This is a genomic window from Microcystis sp. M049S2 (genome assembly GCF_020245625.1).
In the GTDB taxonomy this organism is placed as follows: domain Bacteria; phylum Cyanobacteriota; class Cyanobacteriia; order Cyanobacteriales; family Microcystaceae; genus Microcystis; species Microcystis ichthyoblabe_A.
In genome coordinates, this window is the sequence record NZ_JADBUN010000183.1 from 1 (window position 1) to 2,647 (window position 2,647).

General features: G+C 37.6%; 3 protein-coding genes and 3 pseudogenes. All 6 read right to left on the bottom strand.

The annotated features are described in order from the left end of the window. Positions 1-371, bottom strand: a pseudogene (locus tag IM496_RS15680) (hypothetical protein); the annotation flags it as partial. Next, a pseudogene (locus tag IM496_RS15685) lies at positions 368-714 on the bottom strand (DUF4347 domain-containing protein). The pseudogenes IM496_RS15685 and IM496_RS15680, both read right to left, overlap by 4 nt. A 154-nt stretch (positions 715-868) precedes the next feature. Then, positions 869-1,366: a PIN domain-containing protein gene (locus tag IM496_RS15690; RefSeq protein WP_079205556.1), complete on the bottom strand. Its 498-nt coding sequence runs from the start codon at positions 1,364-1,366 to the stop codon at positions 869-871. After that, entirely contained in the window at positions 1,363-1,608 is a 246-nt protein-coding gene (locus IM496_RS15695; RefSeq protein WP_002739258.1) for a UPF0175 family protein, read from the bottom strand. Before IM496_RS15695 ends, IM496_RS15690 begins: the two co-directional genes overlap by 4 nt. Positions 1,609-1,776: 168 nt before the next feature. Continuing rightward, positions 1,777-2,013, bottom strand: a pseudogene (locus tag IM496_RS15700) (DUF4351 domain-containing protein); the annotation flags it as partial. 13 nt (positions 2,014-2,026) lie between these two features. Continuing rightward, the coding region (locus IM496_RS15705; RefSeq protein WP_287662484.1) for a DUF4351 domain-containing protein at positions 2,027-2,647 on the bottom strand (621 nt) is incomplete at its 5' end.

Sequence of the window (2,647 nt, forward strand, 5' to 3'; positions counted from 1 at the left end):
CAATTTACTCGTTCATCTCCTAAAATTGCCAGACTGATAACTGGTTTCTGATACAAATCAAAGGCCCGATAGTTATAAATATACATCCTCTGAGGGAAATTTTCTTCGTACTGGCTTTGAATTTCAATATGAATCAAAATCCAGACTTCTTCACCCCTGAGTAACCAGACTTTATAGAGTTTGTCAGCGAAACGTTTTTTTGTCTTTGCTGAAGCGGTAATCCGTTTGAGTTCTTTTTCTAGGGATTCGGGAGTTTTTGTCCAATCAATTAATTGGTGAACTTCGGCAAAAAAGAAATGTAAAAACGCTTCAAAATACTCGCTTAATGCTTCTTTCCAGGGTTCATCATAATTGGCGGTTGTTGGGTTCATTTGAGTTGTTTGCTTACTCGTAGGCTGTGAAACGCGATAGCGTAACGCACCGATTTAATAATAGAGGTGGTGGTGGTAATCTGGGGATTTTGTGGTAAAAAAGCGTATATTTGTTCGATCCGTCTTGATTGGGAGAGAGAATAACCGTGGCGACTCCAGGGATTACCCCAGCTTGGAGACTTTGATAATCGCTAACACCAGCATCGAGGAAAACTACGGTAGCGGTTAAACGCTGATTTCTCGCACTATCCACCCGATTAGCTTGACTCAAGCCATCAGATTGAGCGAAATTGAACAAAACATCGTCAACAGCAGGAAGAATCGACAACAGTGAAGAAGTCATGACATTAACTGTAAAGGTTTATTGCTAACAGTTTTAGCCCAACAAGCGCCAATTTTTCAAGACTTCCATAACATAAGTTAACATTGATCGGGAAAACTGTATTTCTAAATCATCAGTTTTTCTGAATATTGTCTCTCAATTCCCCCCTCACAACTTAATCTAATTCATTTGCAGTTTGCAAAACCTCCTCATAAAGTTGATGACTGATGCGAAAATTTGCTTGGCTAATTAGAGACTCCATTATCGGTTTAACCTTAGCAATCAATCCTCTATTTTTAGCGATTAAAAGAACTCCTAGAACCCCCGTAATTGACAGCCCCAAACGCACAGCCTCCCTCCGTCCAAGACGCTCATCAATTAACAATTCATCTGCTTTTAATTCTAAGGCAAGAGCGATTGCTTCTGCTTCGCCAAGATCTAAATTATATTCATTCCTCAAACAAGCCACAAGTTCTAAATTAGTGGCTTGTTTAACCTGTATCCACTTCAGAGAAATTATCGCTTTAATGCGGATATCTTCCTCAGTTAAATTGGCTAATTCATTGGCAACTGCTTGGGGAATAACAACATTAGTATAAATATCTTTTAAGATTGACAGATAACCAACAAGAGCAAGACTGCTGAGAGGAGAAGTATCGCTAATAATAATCATAGCCAACCTTTCTCTTTTAAATGCTTAATATCTTGCTGAAACTCAGCAACATCATAGTGAATACAAATTCCTCGTTCAGAAAGCATCCGTTGAAACTTTATTTGATTAATACCTAATAACTCACTTGCTTTTCCTAAGCTAATCTTATCTTGTTGGAATAACATAACAACAATTTCCTTCAACAGTTCATCCTCTGATAAACCACTTGCTTTAATCACTTCTTGGGAAATAACTAGAGTCATATTTTCTCCGTATTTTGATAAGAATTATACAAATGCTATCCTATGTTTTGCGGTCTGTCAATTCCCTTTGACAGACCTCACTTCTAACTGTTAACTGTTAACTGAAATTCTCTCTCCGAAGCAATCTTACCCCTTGTCATGGCGAAGATGCGAGCGCTAACGTCAAACCTAGGCAGTTAAAGTATTTAACCAATTGATTAAATCTTCAACCGTAGAGAAATCGAATAAAGCTTCTCCTAATACTTCGACATCATCAATACTTAACTCCATAATTTTAGATTCTAATGCAGGATTAATCTCCCCTAACTTGCGTTTAATTTGACGAAGAATCAATGTCTTTTCCCGTTCAATACCTTGTTCGATACCTTGACGCATCCAACTGGTGGTAATTTGCATAAATCCCTCGAAATTACAAGCATTATAAAGTATTTAACCAATTGATTAAATCTTCAACCGTAGAGAAATCGAATAAAGCTTCTCCTAATACTTCAACATCATCAATACTTAACTGCATGATTTTAGCTTCTAATGCAGGATTAATCTCCCCTAACTTGCGTTTAAGTTGACGAAGAATCAATGTCTTTTCCCGTTCAATACCTTGTTCGATACCTTGTTCGATACCGCGTTCAATACCTTGTTCGATACCGCGTTCAATACCTTGTTCGATACCTTGTTCAATACCTTGTTCAATACCTTGACGCATCCAACTGGTGGTAATTTGCATAACTCCCTCCTGTACGGGTTGACTAAATGTGCTAATTTCTTCTTGAAATTGTATCTCTTCGACCGGATTTAGATTGAGATATGTATCAATAAATCCAGAAATTAATTGCATTTTCGCAGGATTTAACCTTAAAGTAATTAACAAGCGCAGACATTCCGCCTTAACCTTAGCTCGCTCTTTCTCGGCAATGTTCATCCTAGCCATCAAAGCTGAAGCAACCGGATTCGGTTGATTAAGAAAATCTCGCCAATTTAATCGATTTAACTGCACTACTTGATAGTTAAATTCTAATACCTTAAAATCGGGAAAATCGAC